Source organism: Vibrio sp. V30_P3S12P165, from assembly GCF_009904905.1.
GTDB classification, from domain to species: Bacteria; Pseudomonadota; Gammaproteobacteria; order Enterobacterales; family Vibrionaceae; genus Vibrio; species Vibrio fujianensis.
The window spans coordinates 297,293-304,533 of the sequence record NZ_WXWH01000030.1 but is presented as its reverse complement, the minus strand read 5'-3'; the positions used below and the strand labels follow the sequence as shown (position 1 = coordinate 304,533).

At 44.1% G+C, this 7,241-nt stretch carries 6 protein-coding genes; 1 reads left to right on the top strand and 5 read right to left on the bottom strand.

Annotation, left to right across the window (positions count from 1 at the left end):
* Positions 1-364 precede the first annotated feature (364 nt).
* Positions 365-1,129 (top strand): EAL domain-containing protein, encoded by a 765-nt coding sequence (locus CAG57_RS07000; RefSeq protein ID WP_161428151.1) that lies wholly within the window; start codon positions 365-367, stop codon positions 1,127-1,129.
* Positions 1,130-1,433: 304 nt separating this feature from the next.
* Here CAG57_RS07000 and phoU read toward each other — a convergent pair whose 3' ends face one another.
* From phoU to CAG57_RS06975, 5 genes are all read right to left on the bottom strand, one after another.
* Positions 1,434-2,177 carry a phosphate signaling complex protein PhoU gene (gene phoU / locus CAG57_RS06995; protein WP_161430637.1) on the bottom strand — a complete coding sequence of 248 codons (744 nt, stop codon included), beginning with the start codon at positions 2,175-2,177 and terminating at the stop codon, positions 1,434-1,436.
* Positions 2,178-2,200: 23 nt separating this feature from the next.
* The gene (gene pstB, locus CAG57_RS06990) at positions 2,201-3,007 is read right to left on the bottom strand and encodes a phosphate ABC transporter ATP-binding protein PstB (RefSeq protein ID WP_202597865.1); all 807 of its coding nucleotides are present in this window, start codon (positions 3,005-3,007) and stop codon (positions 2,201-2,203) included.
* 38 nt (positions 3,008-3,045) lie between these two features.
* Positions 3,046-4,440, bottom strand: coding sequence for a phosphate ABC transporter permease PstA (pstA, locus tag CAG57_RS06985; protein ID WP_237665767.1), 1,395 nt, complete (start codon positions 4,438-4,440; stop codon positions 3,046-3,048).
* The gene (gene pstC / locus CAG57_RS06980) at positions 4,433-5,818 is read right to left on the bottom strand and encodes a phosphate ABC transporter permease subunit PstC (protein WP_161427644.1); all 1,386 of its coding nucleotides are present in this window, start codon (positions 5,816-5,818) and stop codon (positions 4,433-4,435) included. The genes pstA and pstC overlap by 8 nt, the downstream gene beginning before the upstream one ends.
* A gap of 69 nt (positions 5,819-5,887) precedes the next feature.
* Positions 5,888-6,910: a substrate-binding domain-containing protein gene (locus tag CAG57_RS06975; RefSeq protein WP_161427645.1), complete on the bottom strand. Its 1,023-nt coding sequence runs from the start codon at positions 6,908-6,910 to the stop codon at positions 5,888-5,890.
* Positions 6,911-7,241 lie beyond the last annotated feature (331 nt).

Below are 7,241 nucleotides of genomic sequence, written 5' to 3'. Positions count from 1 at the left end.
CATATCGTCTGTCTATGCTCATGGGGATGATGAGAGCCATCTGTGGCTCTCATCAAAGGCCAGCCTACGGCTGTTCAAATTTGTTTCAGACAAATTTGTCACCCACTTGCCGCTTACCTGCAACGCCAAGTGGTTTGGGTATATTTTGATATGGTGAATTAACGTTTGCATATGCGATGCTCAGTGAACAAAACAACCGTCTTTTAATTTGTTGATTATAGTGATTATTTGACCAACTTTACCTAATCTATCATTATCTGATGGTTAATCGTCGGTTGCGCGCTTTTTGATAAATTAAGCTGGAACCCTAAGTACAGGTACTTAAAAAATGAAACCTGATTCCATCCATAATGAGAGACCAAGTATGAATGATCTACCAAATGATAGCGACTTTTCCTGCAAGCAATGTATGGAAGGGCGTGATCTTAGCTTCGATTTTACTATGGCCTTTCAACCCATCATTCAATGTTCATCTAAGCAGGTATTCGGCTACGAGGCTTTGGTCAGAGGGTTACAAAATGAATCTGCATTGTCTGTTATTTCACAGGTAACGGAGGATAATCGGTATCGCTTTGACCAACTGTGTCGGATAAAAGCGATCGCTTTAGCCTCAAAGCTGAATATTACCTCGATGGTCAGTATTAATTTTTTACCTAATGCGGTTTATCGCCCAGAACGTTGTATAAGAACAACGCTAGAGGCGGCGAATCAATATAATTTCCCGTTGCGGCAAATCATGTTTGAGTTTACAGAAGGTGAACAAGTTCAGGATCACCAGCACATACAACATATTATCCAATATTATAGAAATTTAGGCTTCAAAACGGCAATTGATGACTTTGGCGCGGGATATTCTGGATTAAACCGGCTCGCTGATTTTCAGACCGATATTGTTAAATTAGACATGAGTTTGATTCGTAATATTGATAAAGATGCTGTTCGACAAGTGATCGTTAAACATTGCGTTAGCATGCTTCGTCAACTGAACATATCGCCATTAGCCGAAGGAATTGAAACCCGAGAAGAAATGCTATTCTTACGCGATATCGGTGTTGACCTCATGCAGGGGTACTATTTTGCTAAGCCAGGTTTTGAATCATTATCAGAGGTTGATTTTAGCCTGCTATAACAATTTGTCCGTTCATAACAATCTGTCCGTTATAACAATTAGCCCGTTATAACAATTAGCCAGCTTTAGCAACCAGCAAAGCCGGTGCTACAGGTGACAAGGGGATTTGCTATCTTATTGCTCATTAATGTTGCAGCAATATTGGCTGTACTGGTGGATGTTAATCGTGTAATCATATTTTTATTGATAGGGCTTTACTCTTATGTCACCGTTATTTGTGCGTTGCGGGATAAACTCCCGCTCGCGCGGGAGTCATGATACAAGTAGGATTTTATGCTTAGCGATGTGAATCGATAAATATAGCTCAATACTTTTTGGCTAATAACTCAGCAATTTCTTGATCTTTTTTATGTCGAACATCCAGCCCTTTGACGAAATAAATGGTATATTCGCAGACATTACGAGCATGATCGCCGATACGTTCTACCGCACGACCAATCCAAGTAATTTCTAAGATAGTCTGGTAATGTGTTCCCTGAACCAGCATATCTTTACCATTTTGCCGTAAAATTTCCCCATAGCTGTTGTCGATGTGATTGTCCAATATTGCAGCTTGTAATGCTTCTTCCGCATCCATATTATGAAAGGCATCCATCGATTTTTGTAGCATATCTATTACGTGCGCATTGATCTGCTCAAACGCATCTTCTTGCATTTCAATGCCATCAAAGTAATTTTTTTTACCCGGATGATGTTCTTTTAAACGTAATACCGCATGAGCAATGCGTTTAGATTGATCGCCGATGCGTTCAAGATCCATGATTGCTTTCATAATTGAAAACACGGCACGTAAATCCCGAGCTGCTGGTTGCCGTTTGACTAAAATATCGATACATTGTTGGTCAATCGCCAGTTCAAGTAAGTTGATATTATGATCGTTTTCAATGACTTGCTTTGCAAGGGCGGCATCACCGGTCATAAATGCACTTAAAGCATGGCGAACTTGGGTAATCACCAAATCGCCCATATTAACAACCCCATCAACAATAGAACGCAGTTCACTGTTGTAGCTGTGTGAGGTGTGCCCATCGATACGATGAGTTGGCATAAATTTCTCCTAAAAATCGTCAATTAACCGAAGCGACCGGTAATATAATCTTCTGTGCGACTATCACGTGGGTTGGTGAAAAGTTCGCGGGTGTCATTGAGTTCTACCAGGTTACCCATATGGAAAAATGCGGTTTTATCTGAAACTCGTGCAGCTTGCTGCATATTGTGCGTGACCATGGCAATGGTATAGCTACCTTTGAGTTCATCAATTAAGTCTTCAATAATCGAGGTCGCGATGGGATCCAATGCGGAGCAAGGCTCATCCATCAGAATGACTTCTGGATTGACGGCGATGGCTCGTGCAATACACAAACGCTGCTGTTGTCCGCCAGATAATCCGGTACCCGGCGCGGATAAACGGTCTTTTACTTCGTTCCACAACCCTGCGCGACGCAAACTGTTTTCAACAATTTCATCCAAATCGTTTTTATTATCCACCAGACCATGTAATCGTGGGCCATAGGCGATATTTTCATAAATTGATTTAGGAAACGGGTTAGGTTTTTGAAATACCATTCCGACTTGAGCTCGTAGCTGAACGACATCTAAGCTTGGATGATAAATATCTTGTCCATCAAGCGTGACAGCGCCTTCCACACGTGCGGTATCAATGGTGTCATTCATTCGATTTAAGCAACGCAAAAAGGTGGATTTACCACAGCCAGAGGGGCCGATAAAAGCGACCACTTCATTTTCAACGATGTCCATATTGATGCCATGTAAAGCTTCGGTTTCACCATAAAACACTTTGACATCACGAGCTGCCATTTTGGGTTTTTTGATCACATTGACTTTAGATGGATGACGAACTATTTTGGGGTCAACCATGGACTGTTTTTTCATTACTGCTTCACTTATCATATTGATTACCATCGTGTTTCAAAGCGTCGACGTAACCAAATCGCCAACGCATTTAGGCTGATCATCAGTGCCAACAAGACAATGATGGCGGCGGAGGTTCTTGCTTCAAAAAAGTTACGTAATTCATTGCCTTGCCAGAGGAAAATTTGTACGGGTAAGGCGGTCGATTGATCCATCGGTGTTCCCGGTATACTGGCAACAAAGGAATTCATACCGATGAGAAGGAGAGGGGCGGTTTCTCCTAATGCTTGAGCGATACCTAAAATAGCCCCCGTTAATATACCGGGTAGGGCAAGAGGCAATACGTGGTGGAACACGGCTTGTGTTTTAGATGCCCCAATACCTAATGCCGCTTGACGAATTGACGGGGGAATCGCTTTGAGCGTAGAGCGAGTGGCAATAATGACCGTAGGTAAGGTCATTAGTGTTAACACCAGCCCACCAACCAACGGGGCAGATAACGGCAGTTTAAACCACAAAATAAACACCGAAGCGCCAAGTAAACCAAACACAATTGAAGGGACGGCGGCGAGGTTATTGATATTGACTTCAATGAGGTCGGTGAGTTTATTTTTAGGCGCAAATTCTTCAAGATAAATGGCAGATGCAACGCCAATCGGCACAGCTAGCACCATGACAATTAGCATCATAAAGACAGAGCCCATAAAGGCACCTGCAAGCCCCGCAGAGGCGAGAGAACTGCGTGAGTCGACATTCATGAACAGGGCTGTGCTGAATTTATTTTCAATCACACCACGCTCAGCCAGCTCATCGGCCCAAGCACGGGTTCTTGAGCTAAGTTGCTGACGAGAGTCCGGTAAATTGCGGTCGATATTTCCTTTTAACCAGACATCGACATTGGCGTCAGCTAGAAGATTAAGGCGTACCGTTTGACCGATCAGGCTTGGATCATTGGTGACCATATCGCGTAGCGCAAAACGTTCACCGCTAGTGATTAAACGCAGAGCATCACGCTGATAACGGGTCGCTTCCGGAATTTCGCTGGCTAAGCTGTTGATAATAATACGGTTGAAATTGACCATGGCAAGACTTGTTTGCCAAGCTAACATACGTTGCTGAAATTCAGCTACCGACTCTTCATTGTGTTGAACTGGTTTAGGGTCTATACGGATAACCTCAGGGTCAAAGTAGACCTCTAAGCTGATAGTGGCCTGCCAAAAAGCCGGTACGCCTTTGGAAAGAATAGAGACAAATAAGATCAACACGAAACTGAGTGCTAAACCTACCGCGCCGATACCAAACATTTTAAAGCGGCGTTCACTCGCGTGACGCTTCTTAAGTGATTGCGCTATCCGATGTTTGGTTTGCTCCCGTTGACGTGTGGTATCTGCAGGAGTTGTGGTTAAATTTTGCATGATACTGTCCATGACATTACTCATATTGTTCTCGATATTTACGTACAATCATCAAGGCAATGACGTTAAGGAATAGGGTTATCACAAACAGAGTTAACCCTAATGCAAAGGCGACTAATGATTGAGGGCTGGCAAAGTCTGTGTCACCGGTTAATTGATTGACGATAGTGACCGTCATGGTGGAGACCGCTTCAAAAGGATTTCCGGTGAGGACCGGACTATTGCCTGCGGCTAAAACCACAATCATGGTTTCACCAATGGCTCGACTGGCAGCAAGTAAAACTGCGCCAGTTATTCCAGGCAATGCTGCAGGTAAGACAACTTTTCGGATGGTTTCTGATTTAGTTGCGCCCAAGCCGAGCGAACCATCACGCAGCGCTTTAGGCACTTGAGTTAAAATATCATCTGATAACGATGAGATAAATGGGATGACCATTAACCCCATGACTATCCCTGCCGTGAGTGCAGAAGTGGCACGAATATCAATATGGAGAAGATGACCTAATTCGGTTAAAAATGGGCCGACGGTGATTAAGGCAAAAAAGCCGTATACGATGGTTGGGATGCCCGCTAAAATCTCAATGATTGGTTTTGCAATAGAACGGACTCGATTTGGCGCGTATTCAGCTAAATAGATCGCACACATCAACCCGATAGGGATTGCGACCGCAAGTGCGATACAAGCGATCAGGAAGGTGCCAGCCAGTAGAGGCAGCATGCCAAAACCCGTCTGTCCGCTAGTCCCGACGGTTGAGAAGCGCGGGTTCCAGGTCGTACCGAAGAAAAAATCCATCGGATTAACAAAACTAAAGAAGCGGAAGGCTTCACCCACCATAGAAAGAACAATGCCGATGGTGGTTAAGATAGCGACAGCAGAGCAAAGAATCAGTAAGATGTGCAATGCGTTTTCAACCTGATTGCGAGCGCGTAAATCGGCTCGAATCCGGCGAGTACTAAAGACTAATCCTGTTGCGGCCAGTGTTGCCATTAAACCACTGAGTAATACATGGCTGCGGAACTGGAGGTGTTGCAGGTAGTCAGCCGCCGCAATTTCATAACGGGCAAAATCATCGGCGACCGCAAAACCGCTCACGAGATTATTCAGTCGGTTCATTAACACTCGTGCATGATCAGCTGTGGTGGGTTGAAACTCTGCAGGTAGATGATCGAGAACAAAATATTGGATCAGGCTCGGCGAAAAAATTGACCAAAGCACAAATACGATAAACGCAGGCACAATTGCCCACAAGAGAGTGAGCATACCGTGGTAAACCGGCCGGGAGTGTAGACGTTGTACTTGTCCCGTATTGGTCGATGCCACTTTTTTACTGCGGGTTAGCCCAAGCTGATATGCTAAAGCCATCACCGCGAGTAGTACAACCATTAGCATCATATTACTCATTACTGTCCTTACCTTATTAAAACAGCAACAAGAGGTTGAACCTTCAACCTCTTGCCACTTTATTGGGTATTAAAGTGTTTTACGGTTACGAATATTGTTTGCAACTTGAGCGCGTTCTTTATCATCCATTGGAATCAATCCAGCGGCTTCTAATGGGCTACCCATGCCACCCATTTGCTCGCTGACAAAAAATTGTGCGTATTCAAGTAACCCTGGGACAACCCCAACGTGGGCATTTTTAATGTAGAAGAACAGTGGCCGAGAAACTGGGTACTCACCCGTTCCAATGGTTTCTAAGCTTGGCGTGACACCATTAACGGTAGCCACTTTGATGCGGTCACGGTTTTGGTCATAAAAACTCAACCCAAAGACGCCAAGAGCATTACGTTGTGCATCTAAACGAGCCAAGGTTTCTGTGTAGTCACCAGCAACTTCGACTACGCGTCCATCGGTGCGGATTGCATTACAGAAGTTTGTTTTGGCTTTTTTATCCAGAGCTTTCACTTCTGCAAAAGTTTCACAACCAGGATGAACCACTTTTTCTTCGTATACTTCACGAGTGCCGTGATTAGAACCAGGAATGACAAGTAAAATTTCTTGATCAGGCAGTGACGAATCAATTTGTTTCCAATTGGTGTATGGGTTGGCGACCATTTTGCCATTTTGAGGGATTTGAGCCGCACCTGCTTTAAACACATGTTCAGGTTTGAGAGCAAAGCTGCCGCTGTCTGTGCGAGAGGCAAAAACGATACCATCGTAGCCCACTTTGACTTCAATTACTTCGGTGACACCGTTAGCACGGCAGCTTTCTAGTTCACTGCTTTTAATCGCACGAGAGGCGTTAGCGATATCGATGGTGTTGACCCCGACACCTTGGCAAAATTGACGTAAACCACCACTTGAGCCACCCGAGCCGACTACCGGTGTATTAAACTGGGCGAATGTTTGACCAAATTCTTCTGCGACAATCGATGAAAACGGTAACACAGTGGAAGAGCCAGCAATTTGGATAGTTTCACGGGCCATTGCAGGTGCTGAGATAGCCGTGGCGATGGTTGAGGCAAGCAATAGCGCGTTGCGTCCAAACTTCATAATATTTCCCTCGTTAATTTCAGATCGTAAACCGCTGTGGCTGATTCGCCTTCCGTAAGCGGCTTTGTTTGGTTTAACTGAGTTGAATTTTGGGCGGCTTGTGTGACAGTAAAATGGATTTTATATGACAATCATGTGACAGAGCGGAAAATAAAAAAGGGAATGAAAGAAACAGAACCGGAGCAAGGAACCTTATTATAGTGCTATGACTTTATCATGACAGTATCATCCTGATATCTCTTACACCGTTGTCTTTCTTAGGATGAAATTTTTATGACAATCGTCGAGCTTGTCTTGACGTGTGACGTTTCAACTATAATATATGCGTATA